The 25127-nt window shown below is 67.5% G+C and carries 17 protein-coding genes; 7 read left to right on the plus strand and 10 right to left on the minus strand.

What is annotated here, in order from left to right; translation table 11 throughout:
* Positions 1-22 precede the first annotated feature (22 nt).
* Positions 23-1921, minus strand: a complete 1899-nt coding sequence (locus C7C57_RS09490; protein WP_187976209.1) for a dihydroxy-acid dehydratase — start codon at positions 1919-1921, stop codon at positions 23-25.
* Between the two features lie 362 nt (positions 1922-2283).
* Between C7C57_RS09490 and C7C57_RS09495 the strand changes: the two genes are divergently transcribed.
* Together C7C57_RS09495 and C7C57_RS09500 are read left to right on the plus strand one after the other, a co-directional pair.
* Positions 2284-3096: an IclR family transcriptional regulator gene (locus C7C57_RS09495; protein ID WP_121688001.1), complete on the plus strand. Its 813-nt coding sequence runs from the start codon at positions 2284-2286 to the stop codon at positions 3094-3096.
* The gene (locus C7C57_RS09500) at positions 3096-4070 is read left to right on the plus strand and encodes a zinc-binding dehydrogenase (RefSeq protein ID WP_187976210.1); all 975 of its coding nucleotides are present in this window, start codon (positions 3096-3098) and stop codon (positions 4068-4070) included. The genes C7C57_RS09495 and C7C57_RS09500 overlap by 1 nt, the downstream gene beginning before the upstream one ends.
* Before the next feature lie 118 nt (positions 4071-4188).
* On the opposite strand, the gene C7C57_RS09505 is transcribed toward C7C57_RS09500, so the two are convergent.
* From C7C57_RS09505 to C7C57_RS09525, 5 genes are all read right to left on the minus strand, one after another.
* A complete protein-coding gene (locus C7C57_RS09505; RefSeq protein ID WP_255505641.1) occupies positions 4189-4992 on the minus strand; it encodes a carbohydrate ABC transporter permease in 804 nt (267 codons plus the stop codon).
* A gap of 8 nt (positions 4993-5000) precedes the next feature.
* Positions 5001-5924, minus strand: coding sequence for a carbohydrate ABC transporter permease (locus C7C57_RS09510; protein ID WP_211250747.1), 924 nt, complete (start codon positions 5922-5924; stop codon positions 5001-5003).
* Between the two features lie 123 nt (positions 5925-6047).
* Complete coding sequence (locus tag C7C57_RS09515; RefSeq protein WP_187976211.1) at positions 6048-7361, minus strand: ABC transporter substrate-binding protein; 1314 nt, start codon at positions 7359-7361, stop codon at positions 6048-6050.
* An 86-nt stretch (positions 7362-7447) separates the two neighbouring features.
* A complete protein-coding gene (locus tag C7C57_RS09520; protein WP_255505642.1) occupies positions 7448-8635 on the minus strand; it encodes an ABC transporter ATP-binding protein in 1188 nt (395 codons plus the stop codon).
* Between the two features lie 439 nt (positions 8636-9074).
* Entirely contained in the window at positions 9075-9965 is an 891-nt protein-coding gene (locus C7C57_RS09525) for a hypothetical protein (protein WP_187976213.1), read from the minus strand.
* A 359-nt stretch (positions 9966-10324) separates the two neighbouring features.
* Here C7C57_RS09525 and C7C57_RS09530 point away from each other — a divergent pair, with 359 nt between their 5' ends.
* On the plus strand, positions 10325-11425 hold the full coding sequence (locus C7C57_RS09530; RefSeq protein WP_187976214.1) for an MBL fold metallo-hydrolase: 1101 nt from the start codon (positions 10325-10327) through the stop codon (positions 11423-11425).
* Here the strand turns inward: C7C57_RS09530 and C7C57_RS09535 are convergent.
* Positions 11422-13227, minus strand: a complete 1806-nt coding sequence (locus C7C57_RS09535) for a BCCT family transporter (protein WP_187976215.1) — start codon at positions 13225-13227, stop codon at positions 11422-11424. The genes C7C57_RS09530 and C7C57_RS09535 overlap by 4 nt on opposite strands.
* A 157-nt stretch (positions 13228-13384) precedes the next feature.
* On the opposite strand from C7C57_RS09535, the gene C7C57_RS09540 reads away from it, so the two are divergent.
* Positions 13385-14221 (plus strand): hydroxymethylpyrimidine/phosphomethylpyrimidine kinase, encoded by an 837-nt coding sequence (locus tag C7C57_RS09540; protein ID WP_187976216.1) that lies wholly within the window; start codon positions 13385-13387, stop codon positions 14219-14221.
* A gap of 169 nt (positions 14222-14390) precedes the next feature.
* Here C7C57_RS09540 and C7C57_RS09545 read toward each other — a convergent pair whose 3' ends face one another.
* The 3 genes from C7C57_RS09545 to C7C57_RS09555 all read right to left on the minus strand — a co-directional run bounded on the left by C7C57_RS09545 (position 14391) and on the right by C7C57_RS09555 (position 20476).
* Positions 14391-15872 (minus strand): glyceraldehyde-3-phosphate dehydrogenase, encoded by a 1482-nt coding sequence (locus tag C7C57_RS09545; protein WP_255505643.1) that lies wholly within the window; start codon positions 15870-15872, stop codon positions 14391-14393.
* A 164-nt stretch (positions 15873-16036) separates the two neighbouring features.
* Positions 16037-19288 (minus strand): AAA family ATPase, encoded by a 3252-nt coding sequence (locus tag C7C57_RS09550; RefSeq protein ID WP_187976218.1) that lies wholly within the window; start codon positions 19286-19288, stop codon positions 16037-16039.
* A 33-nt stretch (positions 19289-19321) separates the two neighbouring features.
* Positions 19322-20476, minus strand: a complete 1155-nt coding sequence (locus C7C57_RS09555; protein WP_187976219.1) for an exonuclease SbcCD subunit D — start codon at positions 20474-20476, stop codon at positions 19322-19324.
* A gap of 82 nt (positions 20477-20558) precedes the next feature.
* On the opposite strand from C7C57_RS09555, the gene C7C57_RS09560 reads away from it, so the two are divergent.
* The 3 genes from C7C57_RS09560 to C7C57_RS09570 all read left to right on the plus strand — a co-directional run bounded on the left by C7C57_RS09560 (position 20559) and on the right by C7C57_RS09570 (position 25039).
* Positions 20559-22097: an MDR family MFS transporter gene (locus C7C57_RS09560; protein ID WP_081863815.1), complete on the plus strand. Its 1539-nt coding sequence runs from the start codon at positions 20559-20561 to the stop codon at positions 22095-22097.
* Positions 22098-22274: 177 nt separating this feature from the next.
* A complete protein-coding gene (locus C7C57_RS09565) occupies positions 22275-23879 on the plus strand; it encodes an APC family permease (RefSeq protein ID WP_255505644.1) in 1605 nt (534 codons plus the stop codon).
* A gap of 197 nt (positions 23880-24076) precedes the next feature.
* Positions 24077-25039 (plus strand): methylated-DNA--[protein]-cysteine S-methyltransferase, encoded by a 963-nt coding sequence (locus C7C57_RS09570; RefSeq protein ID WP_187976220.1) that lies wholly within the window; start codon positions 24077-24079, stop codon positions 25037-25039.
* Positions 25040-25127: the final 88 nt, after the last annotated feature.

Here is a 25127-nt window from a genome sequence, read left to right on the forward strand (position 1 = left end):
CTCGCTTTCTGGGACGCGGCGGCTAGGACAGCCCCACGACGGGCTGCACCACCCGGCGCTGTTCGGGTGTGTGGGCGGTGAGGAAATCGAAGTCGCAGCCGGTATCGGCCTGGCCCACGTGACGGCGGTAGAGCAGCGGCCATCCGCGCAGGTCGGCGGGTTCGGGACGAATGTGGGCCGCCAGACGCGCGGCTAGCTCAGCCTCGGTGAGGCCGACGTTCAGGGAGCGTGCGTCCAGATTCAGGGAGATCAGGTCACCGGTGCGCAGGAGCCCGATGGGTCCGCCGATCGCCGCCTCGGGGCTCACGTGCACGATGCAGGACCCAAACGCGGTCCCGGACATTCTGCCGTCGCTAATCCGCAGCATGTCGGTGACCCCCTGGGCGGCGAGTACCCGGGGAATGGGGATCACTCCCCACTCGGGCATGCCCGGGGCTCCCACCGGTCCGGCGCCGGTGAGGACGAGCACGGTGTCCGGGGTGACCGCCAGGGTGGGATCGTGAATCTCGCGGCGCATCTGCGCGTAACTGTGCCAGACCAGCGCCGGGCCGGTGTGCACGCGGCGCAGCTCGGGGGCGGTGGCCAGGCGGATCAGGCTGCCGCGCGGGGCGAGGTTGCCCCGCAGGACGGCAAACGCCTCGGGGGCCACCGGATCGGTGAGCGGGCGGATCGGTCGCGTGCTCCCGGCGGGATGCCCCGGCCGGGCGGATGGCTCAAGCTCGGTATCACCGGTGAGTGCGTCCAGGTCACGACCCCACAGTGGCGCGGCAGCGCCGGCGGCCGCATCACGGTCGGGTACGGGCCGCGCCTCGGTACCACCGGTGGGCGCAAGCGGGCTCTGCCCCGGCACCGTCTCGGCGGCGCGCAGGTGCGTGCGCCAGGGGCGTCCGTCGGCGGCGCGCAGGTTCGCATCGATCAGGGTATCCAGCGTGTGCAGCAGGGCGGGGGTACCGCCCGCGCGGTCGAAGTCGGCCAGCAGCCCGGCCCCGGCGGGTTCGATGTCCGCGATGACCGGGACCTCCCGGGAAATGCGATCCAGGGTGTCCGCATCCAGGGTGATGCCCACCCGTCCGGCGAGCGCGATCAGATGGATCACCGCATTGGGTGACCCGCCCAGCGCACACAGCGCCACCAGCGCATTGCGCAGGGCCGACTCGGTGAGGATGCGCTGCGGGGTGTCCGCGGGATCCGCGCGCAGCACCGTCTCGGTCAGCGTGATCCCACTGCGATAGGCGGCATCCGCACGGGCCACGCTTCCGGCGGCGGCCCCCGCGGTTCCGGGGAGCATGAAGCCGAGCACCTCGGTGAGGATCGCCAGGGTCGAGGCCGTCCCCATCGTGTTGCAGGTTCCGGGACCGCAGGCCAGCGCCCGTTCAAAACTCTTCCAGGCCGCCGAATCTCGGGTGCCGCTCTGCCGCTCATGGTCGGCGCGCCAGAGGGCCGTACCGGTTCCCAGCCGCGCGTCGTCGAGTACCCCGGCGGCGCGCGGACCACTCACCACCGCGAGGGTAGGCAGATTGGCGCTGGCCGCCCCCATCAGGGCACCGGGCAGCGACTTATCGCAGCCGGCCAGCAGGAGCAGCCCATCCAGCGGATACGAGCGCGCGTACTCCTCCACCTCGATCGAGAGCAGGTTGCGATAGAGCATCGCGGTGGGCTTCATCAGGTCTTCGCCGAGGCTCATCACCGGGAACACCACGGGGATCCCGCCGGCCTCACGGATGCCACGCTCGGCATCCTCCACCAGGGATCGCAGCGGGAGGTTACACGGGTTCAGGGTCGAGGAGGAGTCGGCGATCCCGATCAGCGGCCGTCCCGATTCCAGGTCCTCGGTCACCCCCGAGTTGCGCAGCGCGACCCGGTGCATGACCGAGATTTCGGAATCGCCAACAAACCACTCGGCACTACGCGGTGTATACATCGGGTCGCTTCTCTCGGGTGGGCAGGAGGCGGATCGGGGCCGGCGCCGGGTCAGGCCCGATCGGCCGATGCACGGGCACGAGCACAGGCACGGGCACCCGGTCATCGCTGCCCGAGTCGTCTATGGGATGGGCGTCGGCGCACCCGAGGGGAAGACCAGGGAAAGCACCGGTCGGACTCCGGCACACCCATCGCAGCAGCGTTTGGTGGCCGGGAGGTGGACGCCACAAGACGCGCCGGTAAACGATCCTCGCCGCCCCGGCGGGCCCGGGTGAACACTTCGAATCAGCCCGCGCGGGCGGGACCTCGGCACGCCGCCGCGGCATAGAGTGACCTCGGCCCAGCACCCATCAGGAGGAAACCGTGTCCGAACCCGCGTCGCGCCAGGGCGTCGAACGCCGCGACTACACGGTGGCCAGCGTCGCCCGCGCACTGCGCGTGGTGGACGTGGTTGCCGAAGCCGGAACCGATGGGCTGACCCTCACCGAACTCGCCCGCCTGTCCGGCATGTCCAAGAGCGCGGGCTTTGCGATCGCGCGCACGCTGGTGGACGCGGGCTATATCCGCGAGGTGCATCCCGGACCCCGCTATCGGCTGGGCCTGACCCTGGTTCGCCTGGGCGACCGAGCGGTGGAGACCCACCCGCTCACCGAGCTGGTCAAGCCCGTGCTGCACGATCTGACCCGGCGCACCCAGATGACCGCGCGGGCGGCGATCAACGATGATGGCTATCCGATGTTCATCTCCCGGGTGGATGCTCCCGGTGTGATCCGCTTCCATGCACCGATGGGGGTGCGCGAGCTCCCCCACTCCTCCGCCGCCGGCAAGGCGATTCTTGCCCACCTGCCCGAGAGCGAGGCGATCCGCATCGCCGAGGAAACCGGGCTCCCCGCACGCACCCGCCGCACCATTACCACCGTGCCCGGGTTTTTGGAAGACCTACGCCGGACCCGCGAGCGCGGCTTCGGCATCGATGATGAGGAGGATGAGATCGGCGTTTACTGCCTGAGCGCACCCGTATTCGGACTGCACGGGGGCGTCTTTGGTGCCCTGTCGGTCACCACCATTAAGACCGGCTCCCCCGAGCGCCGCGCGAGCGAACTGGGCGGGATCCTGCGCCGGTTTGCCGCGCAGATCACCGCGCAGATCGCCGGTCGTCCGCGGGGACGCGACTAGTGCGGGCCCTGCGTATCCCGCACCCCGGAACCCTGCACCTGGCCGAGGTTGCCGAGCCCGTCGCGGGTCCCGGCGAGGAGATCTTCAGGCCGCAGCTGGTGGGGCTGTGTGGAACCGACCTGGACCTGATCGACGGCCTGGTGGACCCGGCATTTGTGCGCTATCCGCTGACCCTCGGGCACGAGTGGGTGGGGCTCGACCCCGTCGGACGCACCGTGGTCACCGAGGGACTGATCCCCTGCGGCACCTGTGTGCGCTGCGCCGAGGGCCGCGAGAACCTCTGCGCAACCTACGCCGAGCTGGGCTTCACCCGCGACGGGGCGGCAGCATCGGCCGTGGCCGTGCCTCGCAGCCTGGCACACGAGATCGCGCCGGGCATCGACCCGCTGGCCGCGGTCATCGCCGAACCCGCGAGCGTGGTCTATCGGGCCATGGAGCGCGCGATTCCCGCTCCCGGTGCGCGCATCCTGGTGATCGGAGACGGCACGATCGGTCTGCTCGCCGCCGCCCTCGCCCGCGTCTGGGATCCCGAGCGAGTGGACCTGCGCGGCCTGCGCACCGAGCAGGCGATCCTCGCCGAGCACGCCGGGGTAGACCGCTTCCTCACCCGGCGCGCGGCCAAGGGCTACGACCTGGTGATCGAGGCCTCGGGCTCCCCCGCGGGCGTCGCCGCCGCGATTGCCGCGACCCGGCGCGGGGGCACCCTGGCACTCCTCGGCTATCTGGGCCGGGATGTCCGCTTCCCGCTGGATGTGGACGCGCTGATCAACGCCGACCTCACCGTGCTGGGCAGCTTCGCCTCGACCTCGGCGTCCTGGCGCTCGGTGGTGGAGCTAATCAACGCCGGCACCCTGGATGCTGGCTGGCTGGTCACCCACCGTTTCGCGCTGACCGACTATGTGGCCGCCGTGGACGCGCTGCGCCACCCGGGCGGTGCCCGCGGCAAGATCGTGCTGGAGATCCCGCAGGGGTAAGTTCCCACCGGGCTACGTTCACGCAGGGGTAGGTTCCCGCAGAGCTCGCCGCCACGATCCGCGGGCAACACAAAATCGCCGGGCTGGAAAACCAGCCCGGCGATTTTTGTGGTGCGTGCTACTTGATACCCGAGCGCAGGAACGAGTTGATGAATCCGCGCTGACCGATCAGGAAGGCCGCGAGCAGCGGGCCGATCACGATCACGGTACCGGCGGCCATCTTGGGGAAGTCCATGCCGGTTTCGGGGGCCAGGAAGCGCACCAGGCCCACGGTGATCGGCCGGGTCTCATCCGAGGTGGCCACGATCATCGGCCAGAGGAAGTTGTTCCACTGGGTCGAGACCGACACCAGCGCGTAGGCGATGATGCTGGGCTTGGCTGCCGGCAGGAACACCTTCCAGAGGATGCCCAGACGCGAGCTGCCCTCCACCTGTGCGGCCTCGACCAGCTCATTGGGCACGGTCATAAACGCCTGGCGCAGGAAGAAGATACAGAACGCGCTGGCCACATATGGCAGGCCGATTCCGGTGATCGTGTCTAGCAGCCCAAAGCCCGCCACGGTCCGATAGTTCTCGGACATGAACACTTCGGGGAAGATCATCAGCTGAATCAGAACAAACACGAAGAGTGCATTCTTGAACGGGAAGGTGAACCGCGCAAACGCGTAGGCGGCGAGCGCCCCGAATACCAGCTGGGCCAGGGTGATGCCCACCACCAGCAGCGTGGTGTTGAGGTAGTACTGCCCAAACGGCGCGGACGACCAGGCGTTTGTGAGGTTATCGAAGCCGAAGCGGCTCCCCTCGGGGGATTCCACGATCACCGAGCGCACAAACACGTACGCCAGCGGGGCGATCCAGAGCAGGCCGGCGACCCAGGCGAGCACCCGTTCGATCCGGTCCGAGGTGGTGAGGATGCGATCCACTATGTCTCCTAGCGATAGTGGATCTTGCGATCCATCAGTCTGATCTGGATCAGGGCCAGTGCCACCAGCACGGCCACAACCACGAGTGAAATGGCGGCGGCGAACTGCGGCCAGTGCTGGGCGAAGGCCACCTTATAGATGTAGAACAGCAGCAGGTTGCTGGCGTTGTCCGGACCACCCTGGGTCATCACAAACACGAAGTCGACCATCTTGATCGAATCCGAGAGCGCCACGATCGCCGCAAACAGCGTGGTGGGCATCAGCAGCGGGAAGCTGACCTTCCAGAAGTGGCGGAACTTGCCGGTGCCCTCCAGCCGCGAGGCCTCCTCGAGCTCGGGGTCGATGCCCTGGAGCCCGGCGAGATAGAACAGCATAAAGAATCCCGCCTCCTTCCAGACCATCATGACCATAAGCGAGGGCAGCACCAGGCCGGGATCGCCCAGCCAGTCGGGGGTGGGCAGGCCCAAAGCACCGAGGATCGAGTTGATCACGCCGATATTGGGCTGGTAGAAGTACATCCAGATCACCGCGACGGCAACCATCGGGAGGATTGCCGGGGCAAACACGCCCGCGCGCAGGAAGCCGCGGCCGCGCACGTTCTGGTGCAGCAAGACCGCGAGCAGCATCGCCAGGCCGAGGGACACCGGAACGGTGATCAGCGAGAACAGGAAGTTGTTGCCCAGGGCCTTCAGGAAGACGTCATCGGTGGCCAGACGGGCGTAGTTATCGAGGGTAAACCCGTCGCCACGGCGGGGCTGGGTGCTGGCGATGATCGAGCCGATCAGCGGCTTCACCGTGAACAGCGCCAGGAAGATGAAGGCGGGGAGGAGCAGGAAATAGGCGAAGCCGGCATCCGGGAGTTTGCGGGCGGCGCGGAGGGGATTCCACGACGAGCGTTCGGTCGGAGGCGCGACTGCGGGGGCGTCGGTCATGACGGGTGGCAGCCTTTGGTTCGAGGGTGTTCGGGGCGGACCGGGAGGGCCCGCCCCGAACGGGGTGTGGGGTGGTGCGAGTGCTCGGCCCGGAGGTTTGCAGCCCCGGGCCGAGCGGGGGTGTTACTTGTGCTCGGCCAGAATCTTGGTGATGTCTGCCTGAGCCTTGGTGAGTGCTTCCTTGGCGTCGGCACCGTTCAGCAGGACCGACTGCAGGGCCGGGGCCAGGGTCTGGTAGACCACGCGGTCACGGTCCAGGGTCGACATCTCGGGGATGGCGTCGGCAACCGCGTCGTGGGCGGCGATGGCCTGCGGGAACTTCTTCACGTGGGCGACCATGGCCGGGTCATTCCAGGCTGCGTCCGAGGTGGCGATGTAGCCGGACTTGACGGACACGTCGGCCGCGCGCTCGGGGGTGGTGAGGAACTTCGCCAGGGTGACGGCTGCCTCGCGCTGCTTGTCCGAGACGCCCTTGTTGAAGAGCATCAGGCTGCCACCACCGGTGGGGGCACCGGCGGCAACGTCCTTGGGCAGTGCGGACACGCCCCAGTCGAAGGTGGCCTTGTCCTGGATGGTGCCCATGCGGCCCGAGGTGGTCCACAGCATGGCGGTCTGACCGGCGAGGAAGTCATCGGTCGAGGTGGACCAGGCGACCTCGGTGCTCGGGGCGATACCCTCGGCACCCAGCGAGGCCCAGAACTCCAGAGCCTTCACGTTCTCCGGGGTGTCCAGGGTGACCTTGGTGCCGTCGGCGTTGCTGATTGCGCCGTCGCCACCGGCCTGCTGGACCAGTGCCTGGTACAGCCAGTAGGCGGTACCGGTGGAGGTGGGGATGAACAGACCGTACTTGGATCCGCCCTTCTCCTGGGTGGCGCGGGCGGCATCCAGCAGCTCGCTGCGGGTGGCCGGACCGTGCTCGGGGTCGAGGCCCGCCTTGGTGAAGTAGTCCTTGTTCCAGTACTGGACGATGGTCGAGCGTGCGAAGGGCACACCCCACACGTGGCCGTCGCTGTCGGTGGAGTTCTTCATGAACTGCGGGTAGAAGCCGTCGAGCCACTTCTTGCTCTCGTCGTCCTTGAGGTAGTCATCCCAGCTGGAGATCGCGTCGCGCTCCACCAGGTCGAGGACGAAGGTCTGGTCCATGATGGCCAGGGCGGGGGCCTTGCCGCCGTCGATCGCGGTGTTGACCGCGGTGAGGGTCTGGTCGTAGTCGCCCGAGTAGACGCCCTTGACCTTGATCTTGGGGTGCTCGGCGGCAAATTCCTTGAGGTAGCCGTCGATCAGGGTGCCCAGGGTACCCACCTGGTCGGGGTAGTAAAACTCGATGCTTACCTCTTCGTCGGCCTGTGCGGGCGCCGAGCAACCGGTCAGCACAACGGCGAATGCGAGTGCGGCACCGGCCGTGGCAAGAAGCTTCTTGCGGATCGGGGAAGACATGGGAAATAGGGTCCTTTCTGGAACCTTGTGGATGGGTTGTGATTGAAGGTGTTGCGGGGAGGAAAAGTTTTGGGGCGCGGGCCGGGTTAGGACGCCTGGGCAAGGACCGGGCGGATTGCCGCGGGGATGCGGACCTGATCGGCGCGGGTGAAGAGGTGCACGTGGTCGAGGCTCGCACCGAGCTGGGAGATGGTGGGCAGGGTGCTGGCCGCGCGCACGCGCACTCGCAGGTTCTGGCCCCCCACCGAGTAGGTGGCCAGGCGGTCGGCACCGAGCAGCTCCTGGCGCTCCAGCACGCCGGGCAGGCTCAGCGCGCCGGTACCGGCGGCCGCGTTCTCGGCGCGGGATGAGGCTCCGGTACCGGGGGCTAGTTGCTCGGCACGAGACGGGGCACCGAGGCCGGGGACCAGATCCTCGGGCCGGATGCCCAGCAGGAGTTCCTCGGGCAGGTCGTGTCCGAAGCGGGCAAACAAGTGGGCGGCGGGGATGCGCTGGTCACCGATCAGCAGGGCATCGCCGTCCCGACGGGCCTCGATGACGCTCATCGGCGGGGCGCCGATAAAGCGGGCCACGTGGGCGTTCTCGGGCCGGGCGTAGAGGTTTTCGGGGGCGCTGATCTGGTCCACGAAGCCCTCGCGCATGACGATAACCTTGTCGGCCATGGTCATCGCCTCGACCTGGTCGTGGGTCACATAGAGCACCGTGAGGCCCAGGCGCTGCTGGAGCTCGCGGATCTCGGTGCGCATGTCGGCACGCAGGCGGGCGTCGAGGTTGGAGAGCGGCTCATCCATCAGGATCAGGCGCGAGCCGCCCACCAGGGCCCGGCCGAGGGCCACGCGCTGACGCTGGCCGCCGGAGAGCTGCCCGGGGCGACGATCCAGGTAGGGCTCCAGCTGCAGCTGACGGGCGGCTTCCAGCAGGCGCTCGTTGCGCTCGGCCTTACCCACGCGGCGCACCTTGAGGCCGAAGATGATGTTCTCGGCGACGCTGAGGTGCGGGAACAGGGCGTAGTTCTGGAAAACCATGCCCAGGCCGCGCTCGGAGCTGGGGACGTTACTGACATCGCGGCCGCCGATGAGCAGCTCGCCGCTGTCGGCACGGTCGAGGCCGGCGACGATGCGCAGGGTCGTGGACTTGCCACAGCCGCTGGGGCCGAGGATCGCGGCGAACTCACCGTCGGCGACCGTGAAACCGACATCGTGCAGCACCGTGTGGCGGTCACCGCGGGTACCGGTGAACGATTTGCTGAGCGAGCGGAGAAGTACTTCGGGCACGGGTGTCCTCATCTGGTGTGACTGGTTCGGGAGGGGCGAACGGGGGATCGCCTTCGCAAAACAGAGTGACACGGCACCCCGACCCGGTCCGGGTACGGTTCCCATCCGCGCAATGAACGTCGAATGAAGCCCCGGGGTCGGGGTTCGGTGCTGCCGAACAGGCGGGTGCGTAGACCGCACACACACCCCGGGCACTCAGCCAATTCCCGGGCAAATGGCCAAAGATATGCGCCCCAAACGGGGGTAGTCTCCGCGCGGACGTCACGGTGCCCGGGCGACCGGACAGGCGGTGACCGGACGGGGGTGGCCTCCGCGCGGGTGACCTGACAGGTGGTGGCCTCCCCGCGAACAGCACGGCGCCCGGGTGACCGAACCGACGCTGGATGCGTCGGCCGGGCCGCCCGGGCGCCGGCGGGGATACCACTCCCCGCGGGGGTGACTACTGTCCGGAGACGGTGTAGTGCTGCAGGTACATGAAGATCGACTTCAGGCCCGAGCCCACGTTGAGCACGTGCAGCTGGCCGCCGGCCGGTCCGAGGTCCACGGCGGTGATGCCCTGCACCTCATCCTTGGGCTCCACATCCTGCTTGAACTGCCAGTTCACGGCACCGGTCACGGTGTTGATCGAGTAGACCGACTTGTCGCCGGAGATGTCCACCGAGGCGTAGAGCTCGCCGTTGTACATCGTGGCACCCTGGATCCGGCTCAGCGGACGCGAGAGCTTCACGGTGTGATCCACGGCCAGGGTTGCCCCCGGAGCCGCGGTCAGCAGGTCGTTCAGGCGGTAGGCGATCAGGCGATCGGTGCCCTCCTCGGCGCGCTGGGGCCACGGAGCGACCCAGACCAGGCCGGCCGCGGCGTCCACGGCCACCCACGGCACACCGCCGGGCAGCGAGTCCAGCGGCAGCTTTACATAGCGGCCGGTGTAGGAGAGGTTGCTGGCGTTGTAGAGCGCGAGCAGCGGGTTCTGGTAGCCGTTCTTGCCATCCTCAAGCGGTGCCACCACGAGACCGTCGTGGTAGGCGATGTCGCCGATGTGGTTGGACTTGAAGGTGTTTGCCAGATCCGCGGGGATCGCGAAGTTGTTCTCGGCGACCTCGTGGTCATCGCTGATGCGGGTCTTGACCATGCTCATCAGGCCCGAGTAGTAGAAGTAGGTGCCGTCGTTGGCGATACCCTGACCGCGTTCGAGGGCGTTGAAGCCGGTCCAGCGCTCATACTTGGCGGTGCGGGTCCAGGTCGCTGCGTAGGCGGCCTGCGGAACGGTGGTGAGTCCGATCGTGGCTGCGGCAACGATCGCAATGACTGCACGCAGTCGAGTTTTCTGCACGGTGTTCTCCAAAGAGTGTGTGGGTGGACGCCCGTCGCGCCCTGCACCCAGGAGACCAGTTCGGGGCACGTATCCGGCAGTCCCGATCGGTGAATTGCCGGACGCGCGCATATGAACGCCCGCTGCACGTCCGGTGTGCCCACAGGGGCCCGGCGCTCGGAGGTGAGCAATGACGCCGAAGTTGGGCCGAGTGGGTTGGTCCTGCCAAACACATGTTTGGCAGCGGGCGACCCGTTAACCCGGTGTCCATCCACACCCGTCACACTGGGCGCACCGCCCGGCCGGAAACCGGTGTGCCGACGCCCACGCCGGCCCTCACCATCACCCTCACTATTACCTCTCCGTGGAAAGGCCTCCCGATGACCACACTCGCCCTCCCCGCTCCCGTGCGCGTCGACGTCCTGGACGTGGGCCAGGGTTCCTGCGCGATCATCCGCACCGCCCACGGCGTCACCGTGATCGACGGGGGTGCCCGCCGCGAGTATGCGGTGCGCACCGATCCGGTTACCTGGCTGCGCGAACACGGCATCACCCGCATCGACGACCTGATCCTCACCCACCTGCACCGCGATCACGTTCAGGGACTGCTCGCCCTCGCCCGCGTGGTACCGGTGTCGCGTGCCCACCTCCCCTATCCGCAGATCGCCGAGCCGCCGATGAGCGATGACTGGCGCGCGCGGTTCCGCCCCGATGCGCACGTGGATTCCCCGGATGGCCAGATTCAGTCGCTGCGCGAGTTTGCCGAGTTGACCCGGATTCTGAGTGACGGCGGCACCACCCTGCTGCCCTTCTCCCCCGAGTCGGACCCGGTGATCTGGGAGACACCGGGCCCGTTCGGGCTCCGACTCGAGCGACTGTATCCGGTGGCCGGCGATGCGCTGGAGACCCCGGCACTGGTGGCGGCGCTCTCCGAGGTCACTCCCGAGCGGGCACGCACTTCCGCGGGCACCGCAAGCATCGAGGCGCTCATTCACGAGATCTCCGAGCGCGCAAACGCCGAATCGGGGGTCTTCGTGCTGCGCCACGGCGGGTCCCGCGTGTCCCCCGAACCGACCGCCGGCCCGGCCGGGACCTCCGAGACTTTTGACCGGCCGGGCGGCGCGGCCCGGTCCCCCGAGCGTTCGGATCGGTCCGGCGGCGCGATCATCTTTGCCGGGGATCACGCGGGCGAGAGATCCCACTGGGACGATATCCGAGCCCGCGACCACGACGGCGTCCTGCACGATGCGCTCTGGCTGCTCCCCCACCACGGCGGCGACGATGGGCCGACCCCCGAGTGGTTCGCCGAGCTCGAACCACGCGCCCTGCTGGCCTCCGCCAACACCGATCATGCGCGCCTGAACGCCGACTACTGGGCCCGGCTGCGCGCGGTCACCGGGGTGGCCGTGCGTGGCACACACAACACGGACCCCGTGCTCATGGAGAACACGGGGTCCGAAATCGCGCTGATGTTTGGCTAGCGTTCGGCCTGCGAATCATCGGTGGACGGGGATCCGTCGGCGACGCCCGCCGATGTCTCCCCGGCCTCGGCGGAGTCGCCGGCCACCAGGGTCACCCCGGCGTCGGCCGGGCTCTGCGCCATGATGTCGATTGCGCTGGTCGCGACCGGAACCTGGGGCAGCCCGCGCCGGCGACGCAGGAAGCGTGCACCCATCCGCGGCAGCGAGCCCTCCTCATTGGGTTTATCCACCTCGAGGCCGTAGTGGTCACCGATCTGGTTCACAAACGCCGAGCGTCGCGCCTTGTCGTAGAGGCGGTTCTCGCGTCTGAAGGCGATCGCGGTAGACCAACATATCCCGAGCATGATGACGCTGAAGGGCAGGGCGATGATGATCGCCGCGGTTTTCAGCGCCTCCAGCCCGCCGGTCAGCAGCAGGGCGATGGCCAGCAGCGAGGAGGCACAGGCGAAGAACACCCGGATCCAGCGCTTGGGCTCGGCCTGGCCACCGGTCGCGATCATGCCCATCACCAGCGCGCCGGAGTCGGCGGAGGTGACAAAGAAGATTGCGATCAGGATGATGGCACCGATGGTGAGCACGGATCCACCGGGCAGGTTGTTCAGCATCTGGAAGAGCGCACCCTCCACATCCACCGAGTTGCCCGGGCCGATCAGCCCGCCACCCCCGTTGAGAGCCTGGAAGATCGCGGTACCACCCAGCACGCTGAACCACAGGAACGTGATCAGCGTGGGAACCAGGATCACACCGGTGATGAACTCACGGACGGTGCGGCCACGCGAAATCCGCGCGATAAAGATGCCCACAAAGGGTGCCCAGGAGATCCACCAGCCCCAGTAGAACGTGGTCCACGATGCCTGCCAGGCCTCACCCTCGGCCCCGGCAAACGCCGACACGTTGAAGGAGAGCCCGATGAAGTTCTGCAGATAGTTACCGATTGACTGGACAAAGTCGCGCAGCAGGAACTGGGTCGGCCCGACGATCAGGATAAACAGCACCAGCACGGCGGCCAGGATCAGGTTGGTGTTGGAGAGCCACTTCATGCCCTTGGAGACACCCGAGAGTACCGAGAAGAGCACGGCACCGGTAATCACCACGATGATGATCACGTTGCTAAAGTCGGTGGACTTAAACAGGCCCGCGTGTTCGAGGCCCGCGCCGATCTGCAGCACACCAAAGCCCAGCGAGGTGGCGACACCAAACATGGTTCCCACCAGGGCGATCACGTCGATCAGGTTGCCCCAGCCGCCGCGAACGTTGCGTCCCAGCAGCGGTTCCAGGGCCCAGCGGATCGAAATGGGGCGACCGCGACGGTGAATCGCATAGGCCAGCGCCAATCCGATCACCACGTAGATGGCCCAGGCGTGCACACCCCAGTGGAGGTAGGTCTGCGAGAGCGCCTGCTGGGCGATCTGTGCGTCGGTGCCGGAAACTCCGGGACGTGGATTGGCGAAGTGGCTGAGCGGCTCACTGACCCCGTAGAAGACCAGACCGATTCCCATGCCCGCCGCAAACAGCAGGGAGAACCAGGATCCCAGGGAGAACTCGGGCTCGTCTTCGTCCTTACCCAGCTTGATGTCACCGAACTTCCCGAAGCCCATCCAGAGACAGAAGGCCACGAAGAAGGCGGCGATGAGGACGTAGTACCAGTTGAAGTTCTTGACGATCGTGGATTGAATCGAGGCGAACGTGGACTCGGCCACATCCGGCGCGATCATCGCGAAGGCCACAAAAACAATGACAATAATCGCTGCGGGCCAGAAGACCCAGCGACTAAACGGCGGAGATTTCTCGACGGTAGTCATGCGCACTAGCGTAACGAATCGCGCTACAATCGGCCGTTATTTCCCAAACCCGGGCGCTGCGGATGACGCATATGCGGGGATTCGGACCGTCCACCGGGTGGAAATTGGCACGTTTTCGCCGCCAGATTGGCACGGTTTGACCTTCTAAGATGAGGGCATGTCTTTCGAAAACGCCCCGCGTCCCGCGATCACCCTGACCATTGCCGGATCCGAAGCCACCGGCGGCGCCGGTGCGCAGGCCGACCTCAAGACCTTCCAGGAACTCGGTGTCTACGGCATCACCGCGCTGACCTGCATCGTGTCCTTCGATCCCAAGGACAACTGGAACCACCGCTTCGTTCCGGTGGATGCCGGCGTGATCGCCGACCAGCTTGAGGCCATTCAGACCTGCTACGCCGGATCCCTCGACACCGTGAAGATTGGCATGCTCGGCAGCCCCACCACCATTTCCACCGTGCGTTCGGCCCTGCAGAACCAGGACTGGAAGAACGTGGTCCTCGACCCGGTGCTGATCTGCAAGGGTCAGGAGCCCGGCCACGCGCTGGACACCGACCAGGCCCTCAAGGCCGAGATTCTGCCGCTGGCCACCTTCGTGACCCCCAACCACTTCGAGGCCGAGTCGCTCTCGGGCATCACCATCACCTCGGTTGAGGACCTGACCGAGGCCGCACGCATCATCCATGAGATCTCCGGTGCCGCGGTCCTCGCCAAGGGTGGCGTGCGCATCGCCGGCCCCGACGCCGTGGACGTCTACTATGACGGCACCGTGACCGAGATTCTCAGCGCCCCCAAGGTGGGCGAGGTCGCCGTCTCGGGCGCCGGCTGCTCGCTGGCCGCCGCGATCACCGCCGAGCTGGCCAAGGGCGCGACCCCGCTCGAGGCCGCCCGCACCGCCAAGGCGTTTGTGACCGCCGGGATTGCCGCCCGGGTGTCCTCGAATGCCCCGTTTGACGCGCTGTGGCAGGGTGGCGCTCGCGCCGCGGTGTCCGCCTAGTCCTTCAGTTACCGAACATCGGGCCCCGGGCTCCTCGATTGCCGAGGAGCCCGGGGCCCGATGCGTATGGTGCGGGGATGCCCACGCCATCAAGAATTGTCGGGTCCCACCCTCCGTCTCTGTCGGGAGGATGGGACCCGGTCGCCGTTTGCGCTTCGGCGATGCGCGGTTAAGCCGGCACCCGGGCGGGCAGAACCCGCGGGTGCGCACCGGCGATGCGCTCCAGCACACGCATCACCTGACAGCTGTAACCGAACTCGTTGTCATACCAGACGTACAGGATGAGGTTTGTATCTCGGGCAATGGTGGCCAAACCATCCACGATGCCCGCGCGGTGTGAGCCCACCAGGTCGCTGGACACCAGCTCCGGTTCGGCCACAAAATCAATCTGCTGACGCAGGGTCGAGGCGGCGGCAACCTGGAACAGGCGCTCGTTGACCTCGTCCCGGGTGGCCGGACGCTCAAGCTCCAGGTTCAGGATCGCCAGCGACACGTTGGGGGTGGGCACCCGGATCGCGCTCCCGGTCAGCTTCCCGGTCAGCTCGGGCAGCGCCTTGGCCACCGCGGTGGCCGCGCCGGTCTCGGTGAGCACCATGTTGAGCGCGGCCGAGCGTCCACGACGATCCCCGGTGTGGAAATTATCGATCAGGTTCTGATCGTTGGTGAAGGAGTGCACGGTTTCCACGTGCCCGTGACGCACCCCGTAGGCATCGTTGATGACCTTGAGTACCGGGGTGATCGCGTTGGTGGTGCAGGACGCGGCCGAGAGGATCCGGTCCTCGGGCGCAATCGCCGCGTCGTTCACCCCAAAAACGATGTTTTTAATGTCACCTCGACCGGGGGCCGTCAGCAGAACTCGCTCGGCACCCGGCGCCACCAGGTGGCGTTCAAGCCCCTGAGCATCGCGGAAGCGACCGGTGTTATCCACGATGATCGCATCGGTGATCCCATACTCGGTGTAGTCGATGCTCTCGGGTTCGGCGGCGTAAATAACCCGGATCAGGGTGCCGTTGGCGAGGATGCTTTTGCCCTCGGGATCCACGGTCACCGTGCCCGGGAAGTCCCCGTGAACCGAGTCGTGGCGCAGCAGACTGGCGCGCTTATTCAGGTCGCCCGGGCCCCCGGGGCGTACGACGATGGCCCGCAGGCGGAGCCCGTGGCCGCCGCCCGCGTGGGTGATCAGCAGGCGGGCCAAGATTCGTCCGATCCGCCCAAATCCATAGAGCACCACGTCGCGGGGCTCAACCCCGTCGGGCGCTTCCGTGTCTACCTCGCCCGGGATGCCCACCGGTAGATCCAGGCTTTCGCGCAGGTGTCGTACCGGATCGGCTCCCCCGGCACCGCGCCAGCCGGCGCTCAGCGCGGTGAGGTCCAGCGAGACCGGGCCCGGGGCAATCTCGGCCAGGGCATCGAGGATCAGTTCCAAATCCGCGAGCTCGCGGTCCACGCCGGCCAGGTCGTCGGGGTGGGTCGCGGTGCGGGTGAGGGTGCCGAGCACGTCGATCGAGGCGAGCCCGATCAGGCGGCGACCGCCGAGGGAAGTCACGACTCCGTGATCGCGATAGAGGGAACCAACCCGGGAAACGATGCGATCGGCGGCGGCCTCCTGGGCCAACCAGCGGCGACGATGTTCACGGATGTCGATGTCCACGCTTCTCCTCTTCTCCGAGCCTCCCTGGGTGTGGGAGCTCCACGCTCTGGCCGGTAAGGCCATGACCCGAGACTAGGGGAACGCCCCGCGGGGGCGCAGGGGTTTTTTCACAAAATGCGCGTCAAGAAACGCGATTCTTAAACCGACGTTAAATCTGTTTCCGCTCATCCCTCCGCGTATTCGATCCGGCTGGGACCGGCACCGCTCGCCCGCACGTTCAGCCGGGCGGGAATCCGCTCCTGCATGGCCGGGACGTGACTGATCACGCCGACGGTGCGACCGCCCGCGCGCAGCCCGTCCAGCGTGGCCATCGCGGTGTCCAGAGTCTCCGCATCCAGGGATCCAAATCCCTCGTCGATGAACAGCGTGTCCAGCGTGATGCCGCCCGCACGCTGGGTGACCACCTCGGCCAGCCCCAGCGCGAGCGCCAGGGAGGCGAGGAAGGATTCCCCACCCGAGAGCGACTGGGTTGCCCGCGGAGTTCCGGTAAACCCGTCAAAAATCACCAGGCCGAGGCCCGACTGGCCGCGTCCGTGCTGCACGGTGTCGTCGTGTTCGAGTCGGAACCTGCCCGCGCTCATCTCGGCCAGGCGCAGGTTGGCCGCCCGCACGATCTCCTCCAGCTCGGCGGCCAGGACAAAGCTTTCCAGGCGCATGCGACGGGCGTTATTTTCCCCGCCGCGCAGCACCGTGGCCAGGGCGCGCAGCCGCTCGAAGGCGGTGAGTTCCTCGGCGATGTCGGCCTGGGCCTCGGCCAGGGAGGCGAGGAGGGTGTCCAGGTCCCGGTGCCGGCTGCGCTGATCGTGATGGGCGCTCGCGGCGGCGTCACGGTCCAGTCCGGCGAGATGCTCGGCCTCGCGTGCCTCGCCCACGTCCACCGGCTCGGCCGGCAGATCCACGAGGTCGGGGGCATCGATCCGACCGGACACCGCGGCCAGGGCGGCATCATGGGCCGTGATGCGGGCGCGGATCTGCTCGCGGTCCGCGCGACGGGCGGCAGCCCAGTCCTCCTCGCGGGAGAACCCGTTGTCCGCGAGCGCCAGGTCTCGCTCGTTCCGGGCGGACTCAACCGCGGCTTCGAGCCGGACCCGGTCACCCATGATCCGGGCACGATCGCGGGCCAGGTCCCGCGCGCGCGTCACCGCCTCGATGGCCGCGGGGAGATCCGAGTAGCCGACGTGGGCGAGGGACAGGCGTCGAGACAGGTCCTCCGCCGCGTGTTGCGCGTTCACCCGAGCCGATGCGGCCGCCGCCAGGGCATCCCGGGCCTCGGCGATCACCGCATCAACCCGATTCTGCTCGGCTTCCAGGGCCAAAATCTCGGTCTCCCGTGTGGGCAGATCCCGGGCCGCCTGCTCGGCCTCGGACCGCGTGCGGGTGGCCGCGGCGAGATCGGCGACCAGCGCGTTCCGCGCGGCGTCGAGGTCCTCGGGCACGTCGGCCGAACCGAAGGCCCGGGCACTCAGCGCCGAGCGATTCTGGGCCAGGTCTCCCAGGGTCGAGGTGGCGACGGCGAGCGCGCGGGCAGCCTCGGCAACCCGCGCCTCGGCGGCGGTCACATCCTCCTCCCCCACGGCATCCGCGGATGCCTCGGCCGGATGCGGATGGGTGGTGCTTCCGCAGACGGCGCAGGGTTCCCCGGTTTCCAGCCCGGCCGCCAGTTCCCCGGCAAACCCGGCCAGGCGACGTCGGAGCACCGCGCGCTGATGCGCGGACGCCTCCCGCTGGGCCGCGTCGGCCGATGCGGCCTCCTCGCGGGCGGATGCGAGGGTCGGGCCGAGGGCGATCAGGTCACCCAGCGCCTCGGCCCGCGCACTCAGAGACTGCGTCTCCGCCAGCAGCGAATCCAGGCGTGCGGCTCGCGCGGCGGTCTCGTTTCGGGACTCGCGCGCCCGGGCAAGGTCGGCGGGCAGTGCCACTCCCCGCTCCTGGGCGCGGGACAGCGCACTCGCCGCGGCATCCTCCTCTTCCGTTCGGGTGGCGACCCGGGCGTGGAGGGTGGGGAGTTCTCGGGCGGCCCGAGCCTCGGCTTCCAGCCGGCCCAGGTGACGGGTGCGGCGCTCGGCGACCGCGGTCAGGGTATCTTCGGAGGTTGCGGGATCGGCCACGAGTATGAGGTCCGCGGATTCCGTGTGCGCGGTGTCGGAGTCCTCGGTCCGCGAATCGGCCGGAGCCTCGGCGGTGTGCGCATCCTTTTTCGGCGCCACCTCGGGTGCAGGATCCACACCGACCGTCTTCGAAGCCTCGGCGGCCGGGTCCGTGACGTCCGCGGATTTCGCCGCTTCCGCCTCGCGGATCAGCGCAGTGTGGGTGTCCTCGATCGCCGCGCGGGCATCCCGTGCGGCGTTCAGACGGTGCACCAGGGGCTCAACCTGCGCCGCCCGATCGGCGGCCTCCAGGGTTCCCCGCTCGCCGTCGATCTCGGCCGAACGCTCCTCGAGCGCGGCAAACTCGGCGCGCGCGGCCGTCAGTCGGCGCTGCCGGTCGGCCAGGGCCTCGCGCTCACGCAGCGCCTCCCGCGCCTCCTGCTGGCGGGAATCGGCCACACCCAGCGCAATCTCGGTGCGGGCAACCTCCGCCGCCGACACCTCGCGTGCCCGCGCAAACCAGTCGGCATCGGGGACCGCGGGCATCGGGGGCAGCGTGGACGAGTCGGTGAGCTGTCCGGGGCCAAGCGCCGAGCCCCGCGCGGAGGCGTCACCGAGGTTGTCCGCGGAGCCCTCCCCGGAGTTGTCCGCGGAGGATTGGTCGGGAAGCACCTCCCCGACCCGCGCGGCCAGCGCCTCGGCGGCCGACTTACGGGTCGAAAGGATTCCCTCGGCCGCGCGCATCCGCTCGAAGATGTCCCGCTCATAGTGATCAAAACGGGCGGTTCCAAACAGCGTCCGCAGCAGCTCCAGCCGCTCGGAACTCTGCGCGCGCAGAAACTCGCCAAACCGGTTCTGGGCAAGCAGGATCACCTGCAGGAACTGTTCGCGCCGCAGCTTGATAATCTCGGCCAGCTCCTTGCCCACCTCGCGCGGCTGGGCAAACAGCACCTCCCAGCCGTCGGCACGCCGGATCGCCAATTCCGCCGTGGGCTTCTGCATGGTGGTTCCGGCGCCGCGCGTCTTGGGCCGCTCATATCCCGGCGAGCGCCGCACCCGATACCGCTCGCCCCCGGTGCTGAATTCCAGTTCCACCAGCGTGGGATCCCCGGGGCCGCAGTGGTCGCTGCGCAGCCGGCCCGGCGTGCCGTCATAGCGCGGGGCACCGTCGTACAGCGCAAAACAGATCGCATCCAGGATGCTGGACTTCCCGGCCCCGGTCTTCCCGGCGATCAGGAACAGCCCCTCGGCGGCGAACGCGTCGAAGTCGACCTCCTGGGTGTCCAGGAACGGTCCAAATCCGGTGATGCTCAGGCGATGAATCCTCATGCCATACCCTCCTGCAGTCTGAAATTCATCGGCTCACTCCTGGCGTTCACGGCGCTGCTCGGCACGGATCAGATCGTCGATCAGCACCCGCTCCTCGACGTCGGGACCCACCCCGTCGCGGACGAGTTCCAGGAACCCGGCGATGATCTCGCCGTCCCCGCGCTCACGCACCCGGGCCGCATAGCTCGTGGAGGTGTCCACGATCGCGGTTTCCGGGGCGTGCTCCAGGGTCAACGCGAACGGGAATCGCTCCTGCAGGCGACGCATCGGGTCCAGCGGGCGCACCTGATCGGTGAGGATCGCGGCGACCCAGTGCTCGCGAACCCCCTCATGCGCCGGATCGGCGAGGATCTCCTCGAGGGTGCCGCGCAGCACGGCCAGCGGGCGCGGAATCGGGAGATCCACCCAGCGCACCTCGGAGAGACCGGCACCGTCCAGATCCACGATCCACCCACCCCGGGGTTTATTCACCTCGGAAAAGGAATAATGCAGCGGGGCACCGCTGTAGCGAACGTGCTCGCGCACGGTGGCTCGGCCGTGAATATGGCCCAGGGCGGCATAGTCCACCCCGTCAAACACATCCAGCGGGACCGATTCGATGCCACCCGCGGTGATGTCGCGTTCCCCGTCTCCCCCGCTGGCCCCCGAGGCAAAGCAGTGGGCGGCAATCACCGTGCGGGCCGGCGGCCGGGTGGCGATATCGGCGCGGATGCGATCCATCGCAAACCGCATGGTTTTTTCCTGCCCGCGCAGATCGGCATCGGGAAAGCGGTAGCGCAGCAGCGCGGGTTCCAGATAGGGAATGCCGTAGATCAGGACGGGACCATATTCATCGGCCAGTTCGATTGGCACATCCAGGGCCTCGGGATCGGTGCACACATACACCCCGGCATTCGCCGTGAACTCGGCCAGGAACCCCAGCCGCTGGGCGGAGTCGTGATTGCCCGAGGTGAGCACGATGCGCACCCCGGTGCGGTGCAGGTCACGCAGGACATTCGTAAGCACCGCATAGGCGGCGGCCGAGGGGGTTCCGGTATCAAAAATGTCTCCGGATACCACCACCACGTCCACCCGTTCCGCGGTCACGATGCGGGCAAGCTCCCCCAGCACGGCCTCCAGATTAGCCAGCGTGCTGGCCCCGTGGAAGCTGCGACCGACGTGCCAGTCGGAGGTGTGCAGTAGTCTCATACCCTTACGATACCGAGCCCGAAGCCGTGCCTGCCCGGCTCGCCACACCAAAAAGTTCACCCCCGCTTTACCCATTTGCGGAATGAACCCACGGGCAAGACCGTTAGCACAATGTACGTTATCCCTGAATGTCCCCAGAGGAAGAGTCTTTTTGTCATCTGTTACCACCACACCCGTCTCCGACGAGGTCGCAAACACCCGACGCAATAATCGGGTCATCGGTTTGCTGATCGCCGCCGCGTTTGTGGTGATTCTGAACGAGACCATCATGAGCGTGGCACTGCCCTCGCTCACCCATGATCTCGAAATCACCATTGCCGCAGCGCAGTGGCTCACCACCGGCTTCCTGCTCACCATGGCCGTGGTCATCCCGATTACCGGGTTCCTGCTGCAGCGTTTTAACACCCGTCCCATCTTCATCGCCGCGATGGGCCTGTTCTCCCTGGGCACCCTGATCGCCGCCGTGGCCCCCGGATTTGTGATGCTGCTGCTGGGCCGCATCGTCCAAGCCAGCGGTACGGCCATCATGATGCCGCTGCTGATGACCACCCTGATGACCCTCGTTCCCGCCGAAAAACGCGGCCGGATGATGGGTTCGGTGTCCATCGTCATCTCGGTGGCCCCGGCCATCGGCCCCACCATTTCGGGCCTGATCCTGCACTCGCTGGGCTGGCGCTGGATGTTTGGTCTGGTGCTCCCGATCGCGATCATTATGCTGATCATCGGCATCCGCAGCATCTCCAACGTCACCGAGCCGCGCGTGGTTCCGCTGGATGTGTTCAGCGTGATCCTCTCCGCCCTCGGTTTTGGTGGACTGATCTTCGGCATCAGCCGCATCTCCGAGGAAACCACCGACGGCGGCGTCACGCTGATCGTCTCGCTGGTGGTGGGCGCCGTGAGCCTGGCGGCCTTCATCATCCGCCAGATCCTGCTGTCGCGTCGTGACCGCGCGCTGCTGGATCTGCGCACCTTCCAGTCGCCGACCTTCACCGCCGGCATCCTGATGATGGTGGTGGCCATGGCCGCACTGTTTGGCACCATCATCCTGCTGCCGATCTACCTGACCAATGTGCTGGGACTCGACACGATCGAGATCGGCCTGTTCATGCTCCCCGGCGGGCTGGTCATGGGCCTGATGGCACCGTTTGTGGGTCGCCTGTTTGACCGGGTGGGTCCGCGTCCGCTGATGATCCCGGGTTCGATCATCGTCGCCGGTGCCCTGTGGTTCCTGGCCACCGTGGGCACCGCCGCCGGAAGCTCGGTTTGGGTCCTGCTGGGTGCCCACATCGTGATGAGCCTCGGCCTCGCACTCCTGTTCACCCCGCTGTTTACGGTGAGCCTGGGCGCGGTTCGGCCCGCGCTCTACTCCCACGCCAGTGCGATCGTGGGAACCGTGCAGCAGGTGGCCGGTGCCGTGGGTACCGCCCTGTTTGTCACCATCCTGTCGATTCAGACCCAGGCGCTGGTGGCCGGGGGTGCCACCGCGGGCGCGGCCGTGGCCGGCGGTGTCTCCCAGGCGTTCCTGGTGGGTGCCTGCATCGCCACCGCGCTGATCCTGATCGCCCCCTTCATCGGCAAGCCCGCCGATCTGCCCGAGGGTGAGGCTCCGATGGGTCACTGACCCGGATACTCATCGCAACACCCGCATCGCGTGGACATCTGGAATGTCCACGCGATGCGGGTTTTTGGGCCGCGTTTCGGAGGTATCGACCGCACCGGGTCGGACCGGATAACGCGGCTTCCGCGGTTGTCTGCGAGACTTATTCTCTTCCTATTCATTCATCGCTTGGAAACCTCCGTGAGTTCTACACCCCGTCCCACCCTCGGCCTGGCCGCTCAATTGACCCGCCGCCGGCCCATCGACGTCCCACTCTCGGATGGATCCCAGCCCGCCCTGCGCCGCAGCCTCGGGCTCTGGCAGCTCACCATGATCAGCATCGGCGCGACCCTGGGAACCGGAGTCTTTGTGGTGCTGGGCACCGCGGTGCCGATGGCCGGGCCCGCCGTCTGGATCGCGTTTATCGTGGCCGGATTCACCGCGATGCTCTCGGCGCTGTCCTATGCCGAAATGGCCGGCAGCGTCCCGGTGTCCGGATCCAGCTACTCGTATGCCTATGCGACCCTGGGTGAGGGGCTCGCCTGGGTCTGTGGGTGGTGCCTGATCCTCGAATATGCGGTCTCGGTGGCCGCCGTGGCCGTGGGCGCCGGAGAGTATGTCAACGACGCGCTGGGAGTCTTTGGACTGGAGCTTCCGCGTGAGCTGGTGGCCGGGCCCGATGCCGGCGGCATCGTGAACCTGCCCGCGGCCGCCCTGGTACTGATCGCGATGTTCCTGCTGGTGCGCGGTACCAGCGAATCGATCACCGTCAACACCATCATGGTGGTCCTCAAGATTGCCACCATGCTGCTGTTCATCGTGATCGCGTTTACCGCCTTCCGGGCCGGAAACCTCGAGCCGCTGGCCCCGATGGGGACCGCGGGCATCGCCGCCGCGGCCTCGCGCCTGTTCTTCTCCTATATCGGCTTTGATGCGGCCTCCACTGCCGGTGAGGAGGCGCTTAATCCGCGCCGGGATCTGCCGCGCGCGATCCTGCTCTCACTCGGAATCGTGACCGTGATCTACATCCTGGTGGCAATCGCCGCCCTCGGGGCCCACCCCTGGACCGAGTTCACCGAGAACGGCCCCACGCTCGCGGCCATTCTGGATGAGATCACCCACACCCCCTGGATCACCCTGGTCATGGCCATCGGTGCGGTGATCGCGATCGCCAGCGTGGTTCTCACCGTGCTCTATGGTCAGACGCGCATCCTGATGAGTATGTCCCGTGATGGCATGGTGCCGCGGGTGTTCCAGCGGATCTCCGCCAAGAGCCACACCCCGGTGGCCGGCACGCTGATCATCGGCATCGCCGTGGCGATCACCGCCGCCCTGATCCCGCTGGGTGAGCTGGCCGATGCCACCAGCATCGGGACGCTGTTTGCCTTCGCCCTGGTCAACCTCGCGGTGATCTATCTACGCCGCACCCGTCCCACCGCGCCGCGCGCCTTCCGGGTGCCGCTCTACCCGGTGGTTCCGATCCTGGGATTTGTGTGCTGTGTGGGGCTGATGGTGAGCCTGGGCAGCAACACCTGGATCGTCTTTGTGATCTGGATGGTGATCGGGGTGATCTGGTACCTGGTGTATTCCCGCTCGCACTCGGTGGTGGGGGCGCTCAGCGCCGAGGAGTATGACCGGGCGCATGAGGCCGGGTTGGCGCATGCCGCGCGTCAGGCAGAGCTTCAGGGCGAGGGCGACGGCGAGGCACAGGCTGCGTCACAGCCACAGCCACAGCCACAGCCACAGGCACAGGCACAGGCACAGGCACAGGGCGAGCGTCACGGCGAGTCTGATCCCCGCGCCTAGGCGTTGCCCACAGCCTCACTACGCAGCAAAGTTCTCCACAATATGCGGCCACCCTCGATGTGAATTCGGTACCCCTGGTGGACTGGGACTCCAACCAACCACGCCGAGGGATGCATCAGTAGGCCCGCACACGCCACAGGCACACCCGTGAGCCCACGCCTCCCCGCGCAGCCGACGCAGACAGCAGGGAGCACACCATGAAGCCCACGCCCGAAGACCGGGAATCGGACCGAAACCGGGCGCAGTCCGAAAACCCCAAGCAGACCAGAGATCAGAGTTCGTCCCCGGTGTCGGGTCCGTCTCGGGTGTCGGGTCCGTCTCCGGTTTTGGGTCCGGCACCAGTTTTGGGCCCGGCACCGACGATTCCGTTCCCGCCCGGACTCACCGGCGTTTCCTCGGATTCCCCACTTCTCGACACCCCGCTTCCCGATACCCCGGATACCGCGGTACTGCACCGCCTCATCCGAGATGGGCGATTTCGAGAGCGTTCGCGCTCGCGCTCGCGGGTGAGGTTTTCCCCGGCGGATCCCGCCGACCCGGATGCGCTCCCGGTTGGCTTTGCCGGGAGCAGGCCCCCGGCACCGCTCCCACGGATTCCCACGGCCATCAGCTCCCGGGCTGCCCATCCCGCCCGAGCGCGTCACGGGACCGTGCTGGATGCCCACGAGGCCTCGCTCTCCTCCCCCTGGGGCACCCTCACGGTGCTGGCCTCTGCGGCCGGGGTGGTACGCCTCTCATTTCTTGATTCCGGGGGCGGCCCCACCCTGGGCCGATTAGCCGATGGATTGCGCATCACGCCCGAACGCTCGCGTCGCCATGTGGAGCTGGCGGTGAAACAACTGCGCGAATACATCGCCCACGAACGACGTCGATTCGATCTTCCCATCGACCTCGGGCCCTTCGGCCTCTACCACCGTGAGGTGCTGGCTTTTCTTCCCCGCCTCCGCTACGGTGCCACCGTGAGCTACGGGGAACTTGCCACCGCCACCGGGCGTCCCCTGGCCATGCGTGCGGTGGGGGCCGCCTGCGCGCTCAACCCGGTGCCGATTATCTTCCCCTGCCACCGGGTGATTCACGCCGACGGCAGCCTGGGCGGGCACATCGCCGGCACCTGGGTGAAGCATGCCCTGCTGACCCACGAGGGGGTGTTTGACGAATGACTCGGAAAACACCAGGGGGCCGACCGGTGTGCTCGGCACACCAGACGGCCCCCGGAATTCGGGCGGAAGATTCCCCGACACTGAGCGC

Origin of the sequence: Mycetocola sp. JXN-3, assembly GCF_014522285.1 — a bacterium.
Lineage (GTDB): Bacteria > Actinomycetota > Actinomycetes > Actinomycetales > Microbacteriaceae > Mycetocola > Mycetocola saprophilus.

Excerpts from the sequence above, each read along its gene's own strand:
- C7C57_RS09490 (WP_187976209.1), bottom strand. The coding sequence starts at position 1,921 with ATGTATACACCGCGTAGTGCCGAGTGGTTTGTTGGCGATTCCGAAATC.
- C7C57_RS09510 (WP_211250747.1), bottom strand. The coding sequence starts at position 5,924 with ATGACCGACGCCCCCGCAGTCGCGCCTCCGACCGAACGCTCGTCGTGG.
- C7C57_RS09515 (WP_187976211.1), bottom strand. The coding sequence starts at position 7,361 with ATGTCTTCCCCGATCCGCAAGAAGCTTCTTGCCACGGCCGGTGCCGCA.
- C7C57_RS09530 (WP_187976214.1), top strand. The coding sequence starts at position 10,325 with ATGACCACACTCGCCCTCCCCGCTCCCGTGCGCGTCGACGTCCTGGAC.
- C7C57_RS09535 (WP_187976215.1), bottom strand. The coding sequence starts at position 13,227 with ATGACTACCGTCGAGAAATCTCCGCCGTTTAGTCGCTGGGTCTTCTGG.
- C7C57_RS09540 (WP_187976216.1), top strand. The coding sequence starts at position 13,385 with ATGTCTTTCGAAAACGCCCCGCGTCCCGCGATCACCCTGACCATTGCC.
- C7C57_RS09550 (WP_187976218.1), bottom strand. The coding sequence starts at position 19,288 with ATGAGGATTCATCGCCTGAGCATCACCGGATTTGGACCGTTCCTGGAC.
- C7C57_RS09555 (WP_187976219.1), bottom strand. The coding sequence starts at position 20,476 with ATGAGACTACTGCACACCTCCGACTGGCACGTCGGTCGCAGCTTCCAC.
- C7C57_RS09560 (WP_081863815.1), top strand. The coding sequence starts at position 20,559 with ATGAACCCACGGGCAAGACCGTTAGCACAATGTACGTTATCCCTGAAT.
- C7C57_RS09570 (WP_187976220.1), top strand. The coding sequence starts at position 24,077 with ATGAAGCCCACGCCCGAAGACCGGGAATCGGACCGAAACCGGGCGCAG.